Origin of the sequence: Pseudomonas sp. PA-1-6B, assembly GCF_021609545.1 — a bacterium.
Taxonomy (GTDB): Bacteria; Pseudomonadota; Gammaproteobacteria; order Pseudomonadales; family Pseudomonadaceae; genus Aquipseudomonas; species Aquipseudomonas fluorescens_BV.
This window is the reverse complement of the sequence record NZ_WJZM01000005.1, coordinates 99,176-117,865: the sequence shown is the minus strand read 5'-3', so window position 1 is coordinate 117,865 and position 18,690 is coordinate 99,176. Positions and strand designations below refer to the sequence as shown.

Genomic DNA, 18,690 nt, shown 5'->3' with positions numbered 1-18,690 from the left:
CCCTGCTAAAACAGCGAAAAGCCCTACTAACGCTGGAGAAGTACCCCATGAGCACCTGGCCAGACACCCGCATCCTTGACCTGTTGGGCATTGAGGTGCCGATCATCCAGGCGCCGATGGCTGGCGCGACGACCACCGCCATGGTCATCGCCGCCCAGCAAGCCGGAGCCCTGGGCTCGATGCCTGCGGCGGCGCTGAGCCTGGAGCAACTGCGCGATGCCTTGGCTGTCATTCGCCAGGCCAGTCATGCGCCGCTGAACATCAACTTCTTCTGCCATCAACCGCCCGATGCCGATGACGCGCGGGACAGGGCTTGGAAGGCCTTGCTGCAACCTTACTACCATGAGCTGGGCGCCGACTTCGATGCGCCAACCCCGGTGTCTAACCGCGCGCCGTTCAATGACGCAGCCTGCCAGGTGGTGGAAGCGTTTCGGCCAGAAGTGGTGAGCTTTCATTTTGGCCTGCCAGAGAAGTCTTTGCTGGACCGGGTAAAAGCCACCGGTGCCAAGGTGCTGTCATCGGCCACCACTGTCGAGGAAGCCGTGTGGCTGGAACAGCACGGCTGCGACGCGATTATCGCCATGGGCATCGAAGCTGGCGGGCATCGTGGCCTGTTTCTCAGCGATGACCTCAACAGCCAGATCGGCTTGATGGCGCTGCTGCCACAGATCGTCGACGCGGTCAGCGTGCCGGTGATTGCTGCGGGCGGAATCGGCGATGCGCGCGGCATCGTCGCCGCCTTTGCCCTCGGCGCTTCGGCAGTGCAGGTCGGCACGGCCTACCTGTTCACACCCGAAGCCACTGTAAGCACCTCCCATCACCATGCGCTGCGCCATGCCCAAGCCAGCGAAACCGCGCTGACCAACCTGTTTACCGGCCGCCCGGCGCGGGGCATCGTCAACAGGGTGATGCGTGAACTCGGCGCAATCAACCCAGCGGCGCCGGCGTTCCCCAAAGCCGGAGGCGCATTAATGCCGCTCAAGGCCAGGGATGAAGCCGGTTTCAGCAACCTGTGGGCAGGCCAGGCCCTGAGGCTCGGCAAAGACCAGTCCACCTATGACCTGACCCGCGAATTGGCCGAGCACGCGCTAGCCAGATTCACCCGCGACTGACCTGCGTAGCAACTTGGTGCTGTACCGGCAATAGCCTACCGCTATATATTCCCATACATAGCGGTAAGCCTTTTTACCTACAACCTGCCGTACACCTTCAAGGAGTTGCTTCATGATAACCCGCGTTTCGCGCCTGGCCCCCCTGCTTGCCGCCTTTGCCTTGGGTACGGCCCATGCCGATGAAGTGCAGGTGGCCGTGGCCGCCAACTTCACCGCCCCGATCCAGGCGATTGCCGCCGACTTCGAGAAAGACACCGGCCATAAACTGGTCGCGGCTTACGGTGCCACCGGGCAGTTCTACACCCAGATCAAGAACGGCGCGCCATTTGAGGTGTTCCTCAGCGCCGATGACACCACCCCGCAAAAACTCGAAAGCGAAGGCGCTACGGTCAAGGGGTCACGCTTCACCTACGCGGTCGGCACCCTGGCGCTGTGGTCGGCCAAAGAGGGCTATGTGGATGCCAAGGGCGAGGTGCTGAAAAAAAATGAGTTCAAGCATTTGTCCATCGCCAATCCCAAGGCTGCACCCTACGGCTTAGCCGCCACCCAGGTGCTGGCCAGAGAAGGCTTGACTGACAAGGTCAAGGACAAGCTCGTCGAGGGCCAGAACATCACCCAGGCTTATCAGTTTGTGTCCACCGGCAACGCCGAGCTGGGTTTTGTCGCCTTGTCGCAGATCTACAAAGACGGCAAAGTCACCGGCGGTTCGGCGTGGATAGTTCCGGCCTCCCTGCATGACCCGATCAAACAGGACGCCGTAATCCTCAATAAGGGCAAGGACAGCGCCGCCGCCAAGGCTCTGGTTGACTACCTCAAAGGTCCGAAAGCGACTGCCGTTATCAAATCCTACGGTTACGAGCTGTAAATGCCCCTGACGAGTGCTGACTTTTCTGCGATCTGGTTGACCCTCAAACTGGCCTCACTGACCACCCTGATCCTGTTGATCATCGGCACACCGATCGCCCTGTGGCTGTCGCGCACCCGTTCCAAGTGGCGCGGCCCCATCGGCGCAGTGGTCGCACTGCCGTTGGTGTTGCCGCCAACGGTCATCGGCTTTTACTTGCTGTTGGCCATGGGGCCCAACGGATACGTCGGCCAGTTCACCCAGTGGCTGGGCCTGGGCACACTCACCTTCAGTTTCGCCGGGCTGGTGATTGGCTCGGTGATCTACTCCATGCCCTTCGTGGTGCAGCCGTTGCAGAATGCGTTTTCTAGCATCGGCACGCGCCCGCTGGAAGTGGCCGCAACCTTGCGCGCCAACCCGTGGGACACGTTTTTCACGGTGATCCTGCCGCTGGCACGCCCTGGGTTTATCACCGCCTCGATCCTGGGCTTTGCCCATACCGTCGGTGAGTTCGGCGTGGTGCTGATGATCGGCGGCAATATCCCGGACAAGACCCGTGTCGTCTCGGTGCAGATCTACGACCACGTCGAAGCCATGGAATATGCCCAGGCCCATTGGCTGGCCGGGGCCATGGTGGTGTTCGCCTTCCTCGTGTTGCTGGCGCTCTATTCCAGCCGTAAAACCAAAATCGGCTGGAGCTGATCGCGATGATGGATATACGCCTGCACCTGAAGTATTGCGCCTTCACACTGGATGTTGACCTGCAATTACCCGGCCGTGGCGTGAGCGCGCTGTACGGGCATTCTGGCTCCGGCAAGACCACGTGCCTTCGCTGCATCGCCGGATTGGAACGCGCCGAACACGGTTTTGTACAGATCAACGACGAGGTCTGGCAAGACAGCCGCAAAGGGCTGTTTGTACCGCCGCATAAACGCGCCCTGGGCTATGTGTTCCAGGAGGCGAGCCTGTTTGCGCACCTGTCGGTGCGCGCCAATCTGGAGTTCGGCCTCAAACGTATCCCTCGTCTGCAACGGCGCGTGGACATGGCCCAGGCCACCGAACTGTTGGGCATCGGGCACTTGCTTGAGCGTCATCCGCAACACTTGTCCGGCGGCGAGCGCCAGCGCATCGGCATCGCCCGCGCCTTGCTCACCAGCCCCAAGTTGTTGTTGATGGATGAACCGCTGGCGGCCCTGGACAGCCAGCGCAAAAGCGAGATATTGCCTTACCTGGAACGCCTGCACGACGAGCTGGATATCCCGGTGCTGTACGTCAGCCATGCCCAGGATGAAGTAGCACGACTGGCCGACCATATTGTCTTGCTCAGCGGCGGCAAGGCCCTGGCCAGCGGCCCGATCGGCGAGACCCTGGCGCGCCTCGATCTGCCCCTGGCGCTGGGCGACGATGCCGGCGTGGTGATCGCCGGCAGCGTCGTTGCCTACGACGCGCACTATCAGTTGCTCACTCTGCAGTTGCCCGATTGCCCGTTGCAGATGCGCGTGGCCCATATCCCGCTGGCGGTGGGTAACCCGCTGCGGGTCAAGGTCCAGGCACGGGATGTAAGCCTAAGCCTGCAGGCCCAGGAACACAGCAGTATCCTCAACCGCTTGCCGGTGACCGTCACCCAGGCTATTGGCGCGGACAACAGCGCCCACGTGCTGGTGCGCCTCGACGCCGGCGGCACGCCCTTGCTGGCACGCATCACGCGCTTCTCACACGACCAGTTGCAACTGCATCCGGGCCAGACACTGTGGGCGCAAATCAAGGCGGTGGCGGTGCTGGCTTAACCATTTGGCACGACCGCGGGGTGCTGCGGTCAATCAGACATACCGGCCTGATTTGTTGCCAAGGAACCCGCCCCATGCCTGACTCTTCGTTACCCGCCGACCTGCCCCGCGACCTGCATTATGTGGATGACACCCAGCCCGGCATCCGCCGTAAAAAAGTGCGAGGCGAGTTCCAGTATCTGAACGCCAAGGGCGAGCGCATTACCGACGCGAACGAAATCAAACGTCTGAACGCCTTGGCGGTGCCGCCCGCCTACACCGATGTGTGGATCTGCGCCGACCCTCGCGGCCACCTGCAAGCCACCGGCCGCGACGCCCGTGGCCGCAAGCAATACCGTTACCACCCACGCTGGCGCGAGGTGCGCGACAACGACAAGTACTCGCGCTTGCAGGCTTTTGGCGCCGCGTTGCCCAAATTGCGCAAACAGCTCGAAGCTCAAATCGCCGAGCCGGGGTTTACCCGCGAAAAGGTGTTGGCCACGGTGGTGATGTTGCTGGACGCCACGCTGATCCGCGTCGGCAATACCCAATATGCCCGTGAAAACAAGTCCTACGGGCTGACCACCTTGCGCAACCGCCATGTGGACATCAAGGGCAGCGAGATCCAGTTCCAGTTTCGTGGCAAGAGTGGCGTGGAGCACCAAGTCAGCGTCAAGGATCCGCGCCTGGCCCGGGTGGTCAAGCGTTGCATGGAATTGCCAGGGCAAAACCTGTTCCAGTACCTCGACGAAGACGGTGAGCGGCATACCGTCAGCTCCCAGGACGTCAACGACTACCTGCACAGCCTGACCGGCGAAGACTTTACCGCCAAGGACTACCGCACCTGGGCTGGTACAGCAATGGCGCTGGCAGTGTTGCGCGAGTTGGCGTGGCAGCCCGAATCCGACGCCAAGCGGCATGTGGTGGCGATGGTCAAGGATGTCTCCCGGCAGTTGGGCAATACGCCGGCGGTGTGCCGCAAGTGCTATATCCATCCGGCGGTGCTCGAGCATTTCAGCCTCGGCGAATTGTCGAAGTTGCCCAAGCCGCGGGTGCGCAAAGGCTTGAAAGCCGAAGAAGTCGCGCTGGCGATGTTCCTGGAAAAACTGGCCGAAGACTTGCCGCACAAAGTTAAGGTGGGTTAGGCTCTGCCTCCCTTCTGACTCACGGGATGACCGCCGACGTGAACATCTAAGCCTTCCAAAATGTATCTGCAACGAGCCGCCTGGCGCGCTTGTTGGCCTGTTCGACATTTTTTTGGAGGTGCTGATGACTGACGTCAAACGGCTGCCCGCACTTGTTTCCCTGCAACACCTGTCTTTCCAGTTCGCCAATGGCGAAACCTTGCTGGCCGACGTGAACCTGTCCATTGATCAAACGCCTACCGGTATCGTCGGGCGCAATGGACGGGGCAAAAGTATCTTGGCCAAGTTGATGGCCGGCGTGCTGCTGCCCTCCTCCGGCACGTTGAAAAAACCGGCCCATGTTGCCTATGTGCCCCAGGCCATCACGGCTCAACCAGGGCAAACCATCGCCGATATCACCGCAACTGCCGCAGCCTTGGCTGCCCTTGCACGTATGGCCCAGGGCGATGCACGCCTCGGTGACCTGGAACTGATCGACGATCGCTGGGACCTCGCCGAGCGCCTGCGCCAGGCACTGGATGCAGCGGGTTTGCAGACCCTCAGTGCCAGTACCCCGGCCGATCAACTCAGCGGTGGCCAACTCGCCAGGGTCGCGCTGATCGGGGCGTTGTTGGCTGCGCCGCAGTTGCTGATTCTGGATGAGCCCAGTAACCACCTTGATGCTGCCGGGCGCGATTGGCTGTTGCGTGTGTTGCGCGATTGGCGCCGTGGCCTGGTGGTGGTCAGCCATGATCGACAGTTGCTCAACGTCATGGGTCGCATCATTGAGCTTTCGCCCCTTGGCATTCAGGTCTACGGCGGCAACTACGATGCCTATCGCCAGCAACGCGATACTCACCAGCAGGCCGCGATTGCTGCGTGGGAACAGGCACACCAGGCCCGCAGCCGCGAGCGGCGGCGTCTGCAAAAAGACCACGACGACCTGCAGCGCCACGCCGCACGCGCACGTAAACAGGCCGAGACCGCCAACGTCGACCGTTTTACCAAGGCGCGCTGGAAAAGCGCAGCAAAGGAGATCGTCAGCAGCGTGCGCAGCGCCCATCATGCGTGCAAAAACCAACTCGACGCCCAGGTGCGCCAGGCTTACGAGCGCGTGGCGGATGAGACGCCCACACTGCTCGCATTATCAGGCTCGAACGTCCCCAATGGCCGCCAGGTACTGGTGCTGGAGCAGGCGCAATTGCCCTGGCTTGATCCCCTGGCACCCGTCAGCTACCTGACGCTCAACCTGACGGGCCCGGCCCGCGTTGCCGTGCGTGGGCCGAACGGTTGCGGCAAATCGACCTTGCTCAAACTGCTGGGCGGCCACTGGCAGGCGGTCAGTGGCGAGTGCAGCGTAGCGGTGCCCAGTGCGTACATTGATCAGCACCTGGCGCTGCTGGACGACCGGCGCAGCCTTGTGGAGCAACTCAACCTGCTCGACACGCCGCTGGCAGAAGCCGAACTGCGCACACGTCTGGCGTTGTTGCAGTTGGACGCGCTGCGGGTTACGCAGCCGGCAGGGCAACTCAGCGGCGGCGAGCGCTTGAAAGCCGCGATGGCCGTAGCCTTGTGGCGTGATACACCGGCGCAACTACTGTTGTTGGATGAACCCACCAATCACCTGGACCTGGAGTCAGTGCTAGCGTTTGAGCAGGCATTGAAGGGGTTTACCGGCGCGCTGTTGGCCGTATCACACGACGAGGCATTCTTGCAGGCGATCGAGCCGACTCACCATCTGACGTGGCACGCCACCGGCTGGCAACTGGAGCGTGTCTGAGGTCATTGCGCGGACAGGCAAAGCGCCCTACGGTAGTGGCCGGATAATCTCACCGAGGAAACCAGCCCCATGCTGCCTTCGTCCCGCAAGCCTTACACCAATGCCACACTCGCCCGTCGTCAGCGCTGGCGCGGGCGCGTGGGCTTGATGCTGGTGGCCTGCCTGTCGGTGCTGGCGGGCATGACCGATGCGATCGGTTTTATGGCCAGCGGCGATTTCGTCTCGTTCATGAGTGGTAACACCACGCGCCTGGCGGTGGCCATCAGTGCGGGCGACCTGGGGCTCACCGGGCGCCTGGTATTGCTGGTCACCACCTTCGTGGTCGGCAATGCCTTGGGCGTGCTGGTCAGCCGTTTCAGCAAGCGCCATGCGTTGCCCTTATTACTGTGCATCGGCGCCTTGCTCTGCGCTGCGGCGTTGTGGCCATCGACCGACACCTTGCCCGCGTTGCTCGCGGCGATCATTGCCATGGGCATGCTCAACGCGGCCGTCGAGGAAGTGAACGGGCTGCCGGTGGGGCTGACCTACGTCACCGGAGCGCTGTCACGCTTTGGTCGCGGGCTGGGCCGTTGGCTATTGGGCGAGCGCCGCAATGGCTGGCGCGTGCAATTGATTCCGTGGGGCGGGATGTTCATTGGCGCTGTGATCGGTGCACTGCTGGAACAGCAGATGGGCCTGCGCGCATTGTGGGTCAGTGGTGCGTTGGCTGCGGCCTTGGGGGTGGCGACACTGTTGATTCCGCGACGCTGGCACTTGGGTTTCATGCCCCGGTGAGGTTGGGGTGGAGGAGCTCGTTCGACGTTTAAGCCTCGACATCCGTGTACCGGTAAAGAGCCATCACGTCGAACGAGCAAGTGAATCATAGGCCAATGCCCAGCGGCTGTCCCGCCAGGCATTTCGGAATATGGCTAAGGCAACCGTCTTACAGACAAGTGGCCAGTGCTGCCAGGCGACGTTTGGCCGGCATATTGTCCTGTACTGCATAGTAATTGACCGTAGAACCGGCGCCGGTGCTGAGCACATCGACAAAGTAATCGCCACCGGTGGTGTACACCGTAAAACCACCCGCCTCGGTCGCTTCCTTGAAGCCGCCAGCATCGACGCCGAACACGCTTTCATCCTGCCAGCCGAACTGGATGCACTGGGCAACGACCAGAGTGGCCTTGTCTGACGCCAGGGTCTTGTAGGGGCTGCCTGCCCGCGCTTCCTTCATCTTCGAACCGGCGCAACCGGTCAGTACCGCCAGTATCAATGCGCCCATTACCACTTTGTGCATGCCATTGCTTCCTTGGAAAAACCGTGACTCTACCACTGTGCGTCTGCCAACTGACGCGCCCATGAACTTTGTTTCACTGTGAAGGGCAAACACGCCGCCTATAGTGGCCAGGCTCATTTTTTAGAAGTCTCCCTTCTGCCCGCCACCCCGCGGGCTTTTTTTTGCCTGGGTATCAAAACCACCAACGGAACAGATAGAACAGCGCCATGCTCAATAGCACGGTGGTCAACACGCTGCGCGTCCAGTACATCAACGCCACGGCGCAGATGCCGGCCAGCAGGTAAGGGTTGCTCGGGCTCAGGTTAAGCCGATGGTCAGCCAGGAAAATAATCGGCCCGCAGATCGCGGTGAGCATGCCCGGCACGGCGAAGCCCAGAAATTCACGCGCACCGCGATTGAGCCGCACCGGCAAGCGTGGCTCGATAAACAGGTAACGGTTGAAGAACACCACCAGGCCCATGGCCACAATCATCAGGTAAATCATCGTTGCCCCACTCCCAGCCGTTTACAGGCAAACCCCGCGCTCATCCCCAGCACGCCCGAGACAACCACCGCAGATTCCCAGTGCAGATAACTCAGCCAGACCGAGCACAACAGCGCGACCGCCACGCATACCACCGTGGGCACGTCGCGCACCACGGGGGTGATCAAGGCGATAAAGGTCGCGGCAATCGAGAACTCCAGCCCCAATTGATCAAGGCCGGGAATGCTTTTGCCCAGCACAATGCCGGCGAGGGTGAAGAGGTTCCAGATCAGGTAAAACGTCAGGCCGACGCCCAAGGCGTACCAGCGATTGAAGGTCTCGCGGTCGTAGTGGTTGACCAGGGCAAAGAATTCATCGGTCAACAAGAACCCCAGGCTCATGCGCCAACGGGTATTGAGCGAAGACAGCGTAGGACGCATGTGCATGCCATAGAGCAGATGCTGGGATGTGAGCAGCAAGGTGGTCAGCACGATGGAAATCAGGCTGGCACCGCTCTTGACCATGCCGATGGCCACCAGTTGTGCGGCACCGGCAAACACAATGGCAGACAAGCCTTGGGCTTGCAGCGGGGTAAATTGCGCGTCGATGGCCATGGAGCCGGCCAGCAACCCCCAGGGCGCACAAGCCAGGGATAAGGGAATGACGGCGATGGCGCCGCGGGTGAAGGCGTAATGAGGTAATGCAGTGGGCATGGAAGCGGCTCATCGACAGACAGTCGACAAGCATGCCAGCACGAACGAAAGCTTGTCTTGAACGATCTTGCTCAGGCGAGCTTTACCGAAACCTGCTCCACCGAATCCCGGGCTTCGCGCAATTCATACGCATCCTGGTTCAGCCGGTGGATGGTATTGAGCAGGCGCTGGCGCAGCACTTCATCGCCGAGTTTTTCCACGGCGCGCATCAGGTCAAAGGCCGCGGTTTCGTTATTTTCCGCGACGGAATCCAGGGTCTTGCGCAGGTTGCGGGTGGCTCGGGTCACGCGGGGTCTTCCTTCATCAGCAATGGGCAGGCACGTTAGGACATTTGTGTTTCATTTTAATTTCAAACAGTTGTGGCGCTTTCAAAGGGTTTTGATCCATATCAATTGAAACAAGATTTGACCTGTATATATGCAAATACGTATATTCGTATATCTCTACTTGAAAAGTCCTTGACCATGTCAGACCTCTTCTCTCCTCCCACCCTGTTCAAGTGCCTGGCCGATGCCACCCGTGCACGGGTGACCTTACTGATCCTGCGCGAGGGCGAACTTTGCGTGTGTGAGTTGATCCATGCCTTGGACGACAGCCAGCCAAAAATCTCCCGCCATCTCGCGCAATTGCGCAGTTGCGGGCTACTGGTGGACCGACGTCAAGGGCAATGGATCTACTACCGCATCAATCCGGCACTGCCCGCCTGGGTCACCCAGGTGCTGGACACCACCCTACAAGCCAACCAGCCATGGTTGCAGGACGACGCACTGCGTCTGAATGCAATGGGCGACAGACCACAACGGGCCAGCACCTGCTGCTGAGCCATCGGAGCGTTTATTCATGCTTGTCGCAATTGCGATTTTCCTCGTCACCATCGTGCTGGTCATCTGGCAACCCAAGGGCCTGGGCGTCGGCTGGAGTGCTACCCTGGGCGCGATCCTCGCGCTGGCCTGCGGGGTGATCAGCCTGGCGGACCTCCCGGCGGTGTGGCAGATCATCTGGAACGCCACCGGCACCTTCGTCGCGCTGATCATCATCAGCCTGTTGCTGGACGAAGCCGGCTTCTTCGCCTGGACGGCGCTGCATGTGGCGCGCTGGGGCCGTGGCCGCGGCCGGCGGTTGTTTGCCTATATGGTGTTGCTGGGTGCGCTGGTATCTGCGCTGTTTGCCAACGACGGTGCGGCGTTGATCCTGACGCCTATCGTGATGTCGATGCTGCTGGCCTTGCGCTTTTCCCCGGCGGCGACCCTGGCCTTCGTCATGGGCGCAGGGTTTATCGCCGACACGGCAAGCCTGCCGCTGGTGGTGTCGAACCTGGTGAATATCGTCTCGGCTGACTATTTCAAGATTGGCTTCAACGAATACGCCGCGGTGATGGTGCCGGTGAACCTGGTCAGTGTCGCCGCCACGCTCGCGGTACTGCTGTGGTTTTTCCGCCGGGATATTCCGCAGACCTACAACCCGTCCGACCTGGAAGATCCCGCCAGTGCCATCCATGACCGTGCGACCTTTCGTGCCGGCTGGTGGGTACTCGGTATTCTGCTGGTCGGCTGTTTCGCCCTGGAACCATTGGGCATTCCCATCAGTACGATCTCCGCGTTCTGTGCGGTACTGCTGCTGGTGATTGCAGCCAAAGGTCATCAGATTTCCACGCGTAAAGTCCTCAAGGAAGCCCCGTGGCAGATCGTGATTTTTTCCCTGGGCATGTACTTGGTGGTCTATGGCCTGCGTAACGCCGGCCTGACCGACTACCTGGCCACCTGGCTTGACACCTTCGCCACCTATGGTGTGTGGGGCGCGGCCATGGGCACCGGGGTGCTGACCGCGCTGCTCTCGTCAGCCATGAATAACCTGCCGACCGTGCTGATTGGCGCGTTGTCCATCGAGTCCAGCCATGCCGTGGGCGTGGTCAAGGACGCGATGATCTACGCCAATGTGATCGGCAGCGACCTGGGCCCGAAAATCACCCCCATCGGCAGCCTGGCCACCTTGTTGTGGTTGCATATCCTGGCACGCAAAGGCATCACCATCACCTGGGGTTACTACTTCAAGGTCGGGATCGTGCTGACCCTGCCCGTGCTGCTGATCACCCTCGCCGCCCTCGCCTTGCGCCTGAGCATCTAAAGGAGACTGCAATGAAAGTGCTGTTCATGTGTACCGCCAACAGCTGTCGCAGCATCTTGTCCGAAGCGATGTTCAATCACCTGGCGCCGGAGGGATTCGAGGCGATCAGCTCGGGCAGTTTTCCCAAGGGCCAGGTGTTGCCCCGTAGCCTGAGCACGCTGGAGGCAGCGGGCATCAGCATCGAAGGTTTGTACAGCAAGGGCAATGACGCCTTTCAAGACAGTCCGCCTGATGTGGTCATCACCGTGTGCGATAAAGCAGCCGGTGAAGCGTGCCCCGTATATTTCGGCCCAGCGGTGAAGACGCATTGGGGCCTGGAGGACCCTTCCGAAGTGCAGGGTGACGAGGCGCAAGTAGAGGCAGCATTCAAGGCCACCCTCGACATTATCTCCGCACGCTGCGAGGCGTTTTTTGCGCTGCCCTTTGCACGTCTATCGCCGGATGAATTGAAGGCTGAACTCCACCGCATTGCCTCAACGCCGCAGCCTTTGTAGGAGCAAGCTGCTCCCACAGGGATCTGTGCCGGGCGCTGATTCTGTGGCCAATACACGGCCAGTGTGGGAGCTGGCTTGCCTGCGATAGCGGTGATTCAGTTGAAGATTCAGTGGCTGATACGCAGCCAACGCGAGCGTTCCTACAGAGGGCGTGGTATCCCTCTCTCGGACTGACGTATGCTCTGGCACTTTCTCGAAAGGAACTGAGCATGCTGTCGATCTTTGTCTATGCGCTGGTATTCGGTTTTGTATTTTGCCTTTCCCCCGGCGCCGTGCTGGCAGAGACTCTGCGCCGCGGCTTGCTCCATGGCTTCACGCCGGCGTTGCTGGTGCAGTTCGGCTCACTGGTGGGCGATGCCGTCTGGGCCGTGATTGGCCTCACCGGTATCGCACTGCTGATCCAGCATGATGCAGTGCGGGTTCCACTCACAATCGTCTGTGCGCTCTACCTGGCCTGGCTGGGCATTCGCAGCCTGATTGATGCCTGGCAGTTACCGGCAATGGACAATGCCCCTGCCAGCTCAGGCAAAAATGCGTTGGCGGTGGGCGCGGCGATTTCCTTGGCTAATCCGAAAAACATCGTCTACTGGGGCGCCTTGGGCAGCGCACTGTCGGGGATTGTCGGCACCACCCCCAGTCACGGGCAGACCCTGATGTTTTTTGCCGGCTTCATGCTGGCGTCGGTACTCTCGTGTTTTCTTACCGCCGCCTTGGTGAACCTGCTACGCAAGAACGCATCACCGACTTGGCAGCGTGTGAGTTATGCGGCCTGCGGTTTAGTATTGATCTATCTGGCACTCCTCGCCGCGCAAGGTGTATGAAGTTATTCAACCCACAACTTACGCGCGCCTCTTGTCTGAACAAACTCTGAACACGGGCTAATTTAATTAATCATGCGTTGACATTCTGTGACGCCCTGAGTAGATTGCCCGTGCCCGCAACTGGGGCCTTTTTTAAACCTCACAAAAGAAGCCAATGGACACAGTATCTAGTCGCTGTCCGAGCACCGCCTTTGCGGGCATCGGGCGCCAAACCCAGAATATGACAGGACTCGCGTTCCAGGTCCGGTAAGCTGCGCTAGAGCTTGATGCTCCACCGTAACTGCCTCACCGGTCGCCCGTCCGGTCCCGAGGTGTGTTATGACCTTCCAACTCCTTGCTTTGCCTGATACGCGCACACTGGTTGCAGCCCTGCGCGCCAAGCTGTGCCGAGCGCCGGCGGGCTTTTCGCCAACCCGCTCGACCTTTGTCACACCCTCCCCTCAAGTGCGCCCAGCCCCGCCGCTGGCGCACTGGCGTATCTGCCCTGAAAGCGGCCACCTGGTGCAGCACTGGGATCATGCCGACCCTCAAGACCCGCAGAGACCCCAGGTTTCCTGCCTGGCGCAAGCGCGCTTGATGCTCGGTTTCTACCTGAGTACTCGCGCCGCCTGACCTCGCTGGAAACAGCAACTTTCTTATTGATGACCCTGGAGTTCTTTATGAACACGTCCAGTAGTAGCCTGCTGCACGCTAGTTAACTAACTCGCTGTTAGCGGGCCCTTCAGAAGTTATGTGAATACTTTATTTAAACCGATCGCGAAGTCCGCGGCTCGGCATGCTTTCGCTCGCCTGTCTGCAGGTAAGTAGAGGGTATGTTTTGTCGAGAATTGGCGACAGGAGTACAGACAATGAGCGCCGTAAAAAACACGCCTCTGCACAAGAAAAATGGCACCGCCCCCGACACCAGGCTGTCGATGCGTGCCGCCCGCGAAGCCCACAACGGCCTGGCGGCCACCCTCGCCAATGTACGCGCCACCCAGGACGGCCTGACCGAACTGGACGCCTCGGCGCGCCTGCAACGTGAAGGCTATAACGAAGTGGCCCATGACAAGCCGCCACACGCTATCGTCCAGTTCCTGCAGGCACTGAACAACCCATTCATCTACGTGCTGTTGACCCTGGGCGGTATCAGCTTTGTCACCGACTATTGGTTGCCACTTCAGGCAGGTGAAGAAGTCGACCTGACCAAAGTCATCATCATCATGACCATGGTGTTGCTCAGCAGCCTGTTGCGTTTCTGGCAGGAACATCGCTCGGCCAAATCCGCCGAGGCCCTCAAGGCCATGGTACGCACCACTGCCACCGTGCTGCGCCGCGAGCAAGTTGGCGCACAGCCGGTCTTGCGCGAAGTGCCGATGCGCGACCTGGTGGCCGGCGATATCGTGCAGTTGTCCGCCGGCGACATGATCCCCGCCGATATCCGCCTGATCGAGTCCCGCGACCTGTTTATCAGCCAGGCCGTGCTGACCGGTGAAGCCTTGCCGGTGGAGAAGTACGACACCCTGGGCGATGTCACGCAAAAGTCCGCCTCTACGCTGGCCGCCGACCAGGGCAACCTGCTGGACCTGCCGAACATCTGCTTCATGGGCACCAACGTGGTCAGCGGCCGCGCCAAAGCAGTGGTGGTGGCAACAGGGCCGCGCACTTACTTTGGCTCCCTGGCCAAGGCGATTGTCGGCTCGCGGGTGCAAACCGCCTTCGACCGGGGCGTGAACAGTGTCAGCTGGCTGCTGATCCGCTTCATGCTGGTGATGGTACCCATCGTGTTTTTCCTCAATGGCTTCTCCAAGGGCGATTGGGGCGATGCCTTCCTGTTTGCCCTGGCGGTAGCCGTCGGCCTTACCCCGGAAATGCTGCCGATGATCGTCAGCGCCAACCTGGCCAAGGGGGCTACGGCCATGGCCAAGCGCAAAGTGGTGGTCAAGCGCCTCAATGCGATCCAGAACTTCGGCTCGATGGATGTGCTGTGCACTGACAAGACCGGCACCCTCACCCAGGACAAGATCATCCTCGAGCATCACGTCAATGCCTTTGGCCAGCGCGATGACGCCGTGCTGTCCCTGGCCTGGCTCAACAGCTTTCACCAGAGCGGCATGAAAAACCTGATGGACCAGGCGGTGGTGCAGTTCTCGGAACAGAACCCCAAGTTCCAGGTGCCGTTTGCCTACAGCAAGGTCGATGAATTGCCGTTCGACTTTGTCCGTCGTCGCCTGTCGATAGTGGTCAAGGATGCCGCCGGTGACCAGTTGCTGGTATGCAAGGGCGCGGTGGAAGAGATGCTGAGCATTTCTACCCATGTCATGGAAGCCGGCGAAGCCTTGCCCCTGGATGACCGCCGTCGTGAGGCGCTACTGGCGCTCGCCAATGATTACAACGAAGACGGTTTCCGCGTGCTGGTGGTAGCGACCCGCAATATTCCTAAAGCGCTGGCACGCCAGCAGTACACCACCAGCGACGAACGCAACCTGATGATCCAGGGCTTCCTGACGTTCCTGGACCCACCGAAGGAAACCGCAGGCCCGGCCATTGCGGCGCTGCAACAGATTGGCGTGGCGATCAAGGTGTTGACCGGCGACAACGCCGTGGTCACCAGCAAGATCTGCCGCCAGGTTGGCCTGGAACCCGGCCAGCCGCTGCTGGGCGTGGAAATCGAAGCCATGGACGACGCCACCCTGCTGCGCCGCGTAGAAGAGCGCACGGTATTCGCCAAGCTCACGCCGCTGCAAAAATCCCGCGTGCTCAAGGCCCTGCAAACCAACGGCCACACCGTCGGCTTCCTCGGTGACGGCATCAACGATGCACCGGCGCTGCGGGATGCCGATGTGGGTATTTCGGTGGACAGCGGCACCGACATCGCCAAGGAATCGGCCGACATCATCCTGCTGGAAAAGAGCCTGATGGTGCTGGAAGAAGGCGTGCTCAAGGGCCGCGAAACCTTCGGCAATATCATGAAGTACCTGAACATGACTGCCAGCTCCAACTTCGGCAATGTGTTCTCGGTGCTGGTGGCCAGTGCGTTCATCCCGTTCATGCCGATGCTGGCGATCCACCTGCTGCTGCAGAACCTGATGTACGACATCTCCCAACTGGCCCTGCCGTGGGACAAGATGGACAAGGAATACCTGGCCAAGCCGCGCAAGTGGGATGCGAAAAACATCGGCCGCTTCATGATCTGGATCGGGCCGACCTCGTCAATCTTCGACATCACCACCTTTGCGCTGATGTGGTACGTGTTCTCGGCCAACAGTGTGGAAATGCAGACGCTGTTCCAGTCCGGCTGGTTTATCGAGGGGCTGCTTTCGCAAACCCTGGTGGTGCATATGCTGCGCACCCGCAAGATCCCGTTCTTCCAGAGCACGGCCGCCTGGCCGGTGTTGATGATGACCTGCATCGTGATCGCCCTGGGCATCTACGTACCGTTCTCGCCACTGGGCACCCTGGTGGGCCTGCAACCGCTGCCGATGGCCTACTTCCCTTGGCTGGTAGGCACCTTGCTGGCTTACTGCTGCGTCGCCCAACTTATGAAGACGATCTACATCCGCCGCTTCAAGCAGTGGTACTGACCCTCCCCGCCGTTCAAACGCTGGCGGCCGCCCGGTCGCCAGCGTGCAATACAAGGATTTGCTTATGCGCGTGTTGATCTGTGCAGGTCGTCATTACGCCGACACCAAAAAGTCCCGCCATGTGCTGGACGCTTACCACCGCCTGCGCCCGGTGCAGGTACTGATCCACGGCGGCAACCAGTTCCTGGGCAGTGAGATCGAGGAATGGGCGCGGGAAATCGGTATCGACGTGGTGCGTTATCCACCCAATTGGCAGCGCCATGGCAAACAGGCGGAACGCCAGCGCAATCACTTCATGCTGGCCGACAGCCGCCCCGATCTGATCATTGCCCTGCCGGGCGGTGACGATACCTCGGAGCTGGTTTGCCAGGCCAAAGCCAGCGGCATTTCGGTGCTGACCGTAGAAAGCTGAACTCAAGCGAGGTGCATCATGCACAAAAAAAACACGCCGGCACGCCGCGACGGGTTTGCCAAATATCGCGCTCGCCACTCTCGCCACACCCTGCTGTTACTGCCGCCAGCAAAGCGCCGTGCATTGCAGCGCAATCTGATCTTTATCGGCGTGACCCTGGGCCTTGTCCTGGTGGCCGCGTTGATGTCAAAAGCGCAAGCCGCAGGCGGCGCTTATGTGGTTGACGACGGCACGATCAACGCGCCGGGTGAATGCAATGTCGACGCCTGGTACAGCGCCCAGCGGCACGCGGGCAGTACCCATAACGGCACCTTGTCGCCCGCCTGCACGTTCAGCGCCATGCCAGCCGTGCAATGGGGCGCCGCGTTGTCACGGGCCGTGGATGCAGGCAAAGGCGAGACGCAGATCAGCCCGCAAGCCAAGGTGCAGGTGCTGTCACGGCAAGACTTGGGCTTGGAACTGGCGGTTGCTGTCGGGGCGCATGTCGCGCTGGACCGCCATCACGGGTTTGACGGCGCAGACCTGAACATCCCCCTGACCTGGCAACCTCTGGATCCCTTGCGCCTGAACCTGAACGCCGGCTGGAGCCACGCCTACAACGACGGTGATCAACAACATCGCCTGACCTGGGGCACGGGGTTCGAATATCAGTTGGCAGAGAAGCTCACGCTGATTGGCGAGCGTTATGGCCAGGAAGGCGGCGAACAGGCCTGGCAGGCCGGGCCGCGTTTGCACATTGGTGAATTTGTTGACGTGGACCTGCTGGTCGGGCGCAGCCAGATTGGCGATCGCGCCCAGTGGCTGACCACTGGGGCGACGCTGAGGTTCTAGGCTTTGGCCTGTTGCTCCAGATGCAGCTGCAACTGCGGATCGATTTGCAACTGACCGGCCAGGTCGTCGAGGTAATTGCGCTCGGCGTCCTGCTGATCATTGACCAGCATCACGCTCGCCAGGTAAATCTCCGAAGCAAGTGCGGGGTCATTGGCATACTCGGCAAAATCGGCGGCATCCAGGGGCTTGGCGACTTCGGCGTCGAGCCACTGCTGCAGTTGTGGGTCGTCGGTATGACGGCCGATCTCGGCAGAAATCATCTGCTGCTCTTGCGCATCGATTTTGCCATCGGCCTTGGCCGCCGCGATCAACGCACGCAGTACGCCGTGGCTATGGGCTTCGGCTTCAGGCCCTTCAAGCTGGTCAACGGTCTGGATAGCTTGCTGCGGTGCCGAAGCCTGTTGGCGTTGCCAGGCCTGGTATGCCTGGAAGGCCGCCATTCCCAGGGACGCCAGCGCCGCGTAGTTCATCCCACCGCCGCTACGCGCCTGGGTAGTACCACCTGCAGGAGCACCGCCCAACAAGCCACCCAGGCCACCCAAGCCACCGAGTAAACCACCCAAACCGCCGCCAGCCGAAGTTGCATTGCCTGTTCCCGCGCCCTTCAACAACCCTCCAAGCAACCCGCCCAGGCCGCCGCCCGACGCGCCGCCGCCTTGCTGTCCTGCCCGCAACAGTTGTTCCAGTAGATCGCTGGTATTCATGGTGTCGCCCTCCCGGGGCGCAATAGTGGCTTTGATCAAACATAGTCCTCCCGCGATGGAACACCATGACCGTCGGGCGGGCAAGCTTTATGATGGCGCCATCACGCCAAGAAGGGAGAACCGCGGTGAACCGCATCGAGCATATTGCGTTGATGGCCACCTACAACCAATGGATGAACCGCAAGGTCTACGACGCCGCCGCCGCCCTGACACACGCGCAGTTGACCCTGGACCGCCAAGCGTTTTTCGGTTCGATCTTCGGCACCTTGAACCACCTGATGCTGGGTGACACCGTCTGGCTCAAGCGCTTCGCCGAACACCCGGCCAACTTTGCGGCCTTGGCGCCGCTGAACGGGGTTGCCACGCCCGGCGACCTCAAGCAACTGGCATTCGCCAGCCTTGCAGAACTAGCGGCCCATCGCGCCTGGCTGGATCAACTCATCATCGATTGGGCCCACAGCCTGCACGAGCCCCACCTCGACCAACGCCTGCGCTATCACAACATGCGCGGCGTGGCCGCCGAGAAACCCTTCTTCGGTTTGCTGGTGCACTTTTTCAACCACCAGACTCACCATCGCGGCCAGGTGACGACACTGCTGAGCCAGGCGGGTGTGGATGTGGGAGTCACCGACTTGCTGGCACTGATTGACTAGATACAGACAC

Annotated in this window: 21 protein-coding genes; 16 read left to right on the top strand and 5 right to left on the bottom strand. The window is 60.8% G+C overall.

The genetic code is table 11. The features are described from left to right. The first annotated feature begins 47 nt into the window (after window positions 1–47). From GIV35_RS05070 to GIV35_RS05040, 7 genes are all read left to right on the top strand, one after another. The gene (locus tag GIV35_RS05070) at window positions 48–1,112 is read left to right on the top strand and encodes an NAD(P)H-dependent flavin oxidoreductase (RefSeq protein WP_202691752.1); all 1,065 of its coding nucleotides are present in this window, start codon (window positions 48–50) and stop codon (window positions 1,110–1,112) included. Window positions 1,113–1,224: 112 nt separating this feature from the next. Beyond that, window positions 1,225–1,977: a molybdate ABC transporter substrate-binding protein gene (modA, locus tag GIV35_RS05065; RefSeq protein WP_236304517.1), complete on the top strand. Its 753-nt coding sequence runs from the start codon at window positions 1,225–1,227 to the stop codon at window positions 1,975–1,977. Beyond that, window positions 1,978–2,658: a molybdate ABC transporter permease subunit gene (gene modB, locus GIV35_RS05060; protein ID WP_236304518.1), complete on the top strand. Its 681-nt coding sequence runs from the start codon at window positions 1,978–1,980 to the stop codon at window positions 2,656–2,658. 5 nt (window positions 2,659–2,663) lie between these two features. After that, complete coding sequence (modC, locus tag GIV35_RS05055; protein ID WP_236264676.1) at window positions 2,664–3,743, top strand: molybdenum ABC transporter ATP-binding protein; 1,080 nt, start codon at window positions 2,664–2,666, stop codon at window positions 3,741–3,743. A gap of 74 nt (window positions 3,744–3,817) precedes the next feature. Continuing rightward, the gene (locus GIV35_RS05050) at window positions 3,818–4,867 is read left to right on the top strand and encodes a DNA topoisomerase IB (protein ID WP_236264677.1); all 1,050 of its coding nucleotides are present in this window, start codon (window positions 3,818–3,820) and stop codon (window positions 4,865–4,867) included. 124 nt (window positions 4,868–4,991) lie between these two features. Beyond that, window positions 4,992–6,626 carry an ABC-F family ATP-binding cassette domain-containing protein gene (locus tag GIV35_RS05045; RefSeq protein WP_236264678.1) on the top strand — a complete coding sequence of 545 codons (1,635 nt, stop codon included), beginning with the start codon at window positions 4,992–4,994 and terminating at the stop codon, window positions 6,624–6,626. 69 nt (window positions 6,627–6,695) lie between these two features. Further along, the gene (locus GIV35_RS05040) at window positions 6,696–7,400 is read left to right on the top strand and encodes a YoaK family protein (protein WP_057975835.1); all 705 of its coding nucleotides are present in this window, start codon (window positions 6,696–6,698) and stop codon (window positions 7,398–7,400) included. A 148-nt stretch (window positions 7,401–7,548) separates the two neighbouring features. Here GIV35_RS05040 and GIV35_RS05035 read toward each other — a convergent pair whose 3' ends face one another. The 4 genes from GIV35_RS05035 to GIV35_RS05020 form a co-directional block, all read right to left on the bottom strand. Next, window positions 7,549–7,902, bottom strand: a complete 354-nt coding sequence (locus GIV35_RS05035; protein ID WP_236264679.1) for a hypothetical protein — start codon at window positions 7,900–7,902, stop codon at window positions 7,549–7,551. Window positions 7,903–8,074: 172 nt separating this feature from the next. Beyond that, complete coding sequence (locus tag GIV35_RS05030) at window positions 8,075–8,386, bottom strand: AzlD domain-containing protein (protein ID WP_014718527.1); 312 nt, start codon at window positions 8,384–8,386, stop codon at window positions 8,075–8,077. Further along, window positions 8,383–9,078 carry an AzlC family ABC transporter permease gene (locus tag GIV35_RS05025; protein ID WP_073521557.1) on the bottom strand — a complete coding sequence of 232 codons (696 nt, stop codon included), beginning with the start codon at window positions 9,076–9,078 and terminating at the stop codon, window positions 8,383–8,385. The genes GIV35_RS05030 and GIV35_RS05025 overlap by 4 nt, the downstream gene beginning before the upstream one ends. A 71-nt stretch (window positions 9,079–9,149) precedes the next feature. Further along, window positions 9,150–9,365, bottom strand: coding sequence for a hypothetical protein (locus tag GIV35_RS05020; RefSeq protein ID WP_003191339.1), 216 nt, complete (start codon window positions 9,363–9,365; stop codon window positions 9,150–9,152). A 177-nt stretch (window positions 9,366–9,542) separates the two neighbouring features. On the opposite strand from GIV35_RS05020, the gene GIV35_RS05015 reads away from it, so the two are divergent. From GIV35_RS05015 to GIV35_RS04980, 8 genes are all read left to right on the top strand, one after another. Further along, entirely contained in the window at window positions 9,543–9,899 is a 357-nt protein-coding gene (locus GIV35_RS05015) for a metalloregulator ArsR/SmtB family transcription factor (RefSeq protein ID WP_034127507.1), read from the top strand. 19 nt (window positions 9,900–9,918) lie between these two features. Then, window positions 9,919–11,202 carry an arsenic transporter gene (locus tag GIV35_RS05010; protein ID WP_236264680.1) on the top strand — a complete coding sequence of 428 codons (1,284 nt, stop codon included), beginning with the start codon at window positions 9,919–9,921 and terminating at the stop codon, window positions 11,200–11,202. 11 nt (window positions 11,203–11,213) lie between these two features. Further along, window positions 11,214–11,696: an arsenate reductase ArsC gene (locus tag GIV35_RS05005; RefSeq protein WP_236264681.1), complete on the top strand. Its 483-nt coding sequence runs from the start codon at window positions 11,214–11,216 to the stop codon at window positions 11,694–11,696. 209 nt (window positions 11,697–11,905) lie between these two features. After that, window positions 11,906–12,517 (top strand): LysE family transporter, encoded by a 612-nt coding sequence (locus GIV35_RS05000; protein WP_054897296.1) that lies wholly within the window; start codon window positions 11,906–11,908, stop codon window positions 12,515–12,517. 318 nt (window positions 12,518–12,835) lie between these two features. Then, window positions 12,836–13,129: a hypothetical protein gene (locus GIV35_RS04995; protein WP_236304607.1), complete on the top strand. Its 294-nt coding sequence runs from the start codon at window positions 12,836–12,838 to the stop codon at window positions 13,127–13,129. A 236-nt stretch (window positions 13,130–13,365) separates the two neighbouring features. After that, a complete protein-coding gene (mgtA, locus tag GIV35_RS04990) occupies window positions 13,366–16,080 on the top strand; it encodes a magnesium-translocating P-type ATPase (protein ID WP_236264683.1) in 2,715 nt (904 codons plus the stop codon). A 64-nt stretch (window positions 16,081–16,144) separates the two neighbouring features. Then, on the top strand, window positions 16,145–16,492 hold the full coding sequence (locus GIV35_RS04985; RefSeq protein ID WP_003191350.1) for a DUF2493 domain-containing protein: 348 nt from the start codon (window positions 16,145–16,147) through the stop codon (window positions 16,490–16,492). 18 nt (window positions 16,493–16,510) lie between these two features. After that, window positions 16,511–17,323: a hypothetical protein gene (locus tag GIV35_RS04980; protein ID WP_236264684.1), complete on the top strand. Its 813-nt coding sequence runs from the start codon at window positions 16,511–16,513 to the stop codon at window positions 17,321–17,323. On the opposite strand, the gene GIV35_RS04975 is transcribed toward GIV35_RS04980, so the two are convergent. Beyond that, entirely contained in the window at window positions 17,320–18,027 is a 708-nt protein-coding gene (locus GIV35_RS04975) for a tellurite resistance TerB family protein (protein WP_236264685.1), read from the bottom strand. The two genes, GIV35_RS04980 and GIV35_RS04975, sit on opposite strands and share 4 nt — an antisense overlap. 125 nt (window positions 18,028–18,152) lie before the next feature. Here GIV35_RS04975 and GIV35_RS04970 point away from each other — a divergent pair, with 125 nt between their 5' ends. Further along, complete coding sequence (locus GIV35_RS04970) at window positions 18,153–18,680, top strand: DinB family protein (RefSeq protein WP_236264686.1); 528 nt, start codon at window positions 18,153–18,155, stop codon at window positions 18,678–18,680. Window positions 18,681–18,690: the final 10 nt, after the last annotated feature.

Excerpts from the sequence above, each read along its gene's own strand:
- GIV35_RS05070 (WP_202691752.1), top strand. The coding sequence starts at position 48 with ATGAGCACCTGGCCAGACACCCGCATCCTTGACCTGTTGGGCATTGAG.
- modA (WP_236304517.1), top strand. The coding sequence starts at position 1,225 with ATGATAACCCGCGTTTCGCGCCTGGCCCCCCTGCTTGCCGCCTTTGCC.
- modB (WP_236304518.1), top strand. The coding sequence starts at position 1,978 with ATGCCCCTGACGAGTGCTGACTTTTCTGCGATCTGGTTGACCCTCAAA.
- modC (WP_236264676.1), top strand. The coding sequence starts at position 2,664 with ATGATGGATATACGCCTGCACCTGAAGTATTGCGCCTTCACACTGGAT.
- GIV35_RS05050 (WP_236264677.1), top strand. The coding sequence starts at position 3,818 with ATGCCTGACTCTTCGTTACCCGCCGACCTGCCCCGCGACCTGCATTAT.
- GIV35_RS05045 (WP_236264678.1), top strand. The coding sequence starts at position 4,992 with ATGACTGACGTCAAACGGCTGCCCGCACTTGTTTCCCTGCAACACCTG.
- GIV35_RS05040 (WP_057975835.1), top strand. The coding sequence starts at position 6,696 with ATGCTGCCTTCGTCCCGCAAGCCTTACACCAATGCCACACTCGCCCGT.
- GIV35_RS05035 (WP_236264679.1), bottom strand. The coding sequence starts at position 7,902 with ATGCACAAAGTGGTAATGGGCGCATTGATACTGGCGGTACTGACCGGT.
- GIV35_RS05030 (WP_014718527.1), bottom strand. The coding sequence starts at position 8,386 with ATGATTTACCTGATGATTGTGGCCATGGGCCTGGTGGTGTTCTTCAAC.
- GIV35_RS05025 (WP_073521557.1), bottom strand. The coding sequence starts at position 9,078 with ATGCCCACTGCATTACCTCATTACGCCTTCACCCGCGGCGCCATCGCC.
- GIV35_RS05015 (WP_034127507.1), top strand. The coding sequence starts at position 9,543 with ATGTCAGACCTCTTCTCTCCTCCCACCCTGTTCAAGTGCCTGGCCGAT.
- GIV35_RS05010 (WP_236264680.1), top strand. The coding sequence starts at position 9,919 with ATGCTTGTCGCAATTGCGATTTTCCTCGTCACCATCGTGCTGGTCATC.
- GIV35_RS05005 (WP_236264681.1), top strand. The coding sequence starts at position 11,214 with ATGAAAGTGCTGTTCATGTGTACCGCCAACAGCTGTCGCAGCATCTTG.
- GIV35_RS05000 (WP_054897296.1), top strand. The coding sequence starts at position 11,906 with ATGCTGTCGATCTTTGTCTATGCGCTGGTATTCGGTTTTGTATTTTGC.
- GIV35_RS04995 (WP_236304607.1), top strand. The coding sequence starts at position 12,836 with ATGACCTTCCAACTCCTTGCTTTGCCTGATACGCGCACACTGGTTGCA.
- mgtA (WP_236264683.1), top strand. The coding sequence starts at position 13,366 with ATGAGCGCCGTAAAAAACACGCCTCTGCACAAGAAAAATGGCACCGCC.
- GIV35_RS04985 (WP_003191350.1), top strand. The coding sequence starts at position 16,145 with ATGCGCGTGTTGATCTGTGCAGGTCGTCATTACGCCGACACCAAAAAG.
- GIV35_RS04980 (WP_236264684.1), top strand. The coding sequence starts at position 16,511 with ATGCACAAAAAAAACACGCCGGCACGCCGCGACGGGTTTGCCAAATAT.
- GIV35_RS04975 (WP_236264685.1), bottom strand. The coding sequence starts at position 18,027 with ATGAATACCAGCGATCTACTGGAACAACTGTTGCGGGCAGGACAGCAA.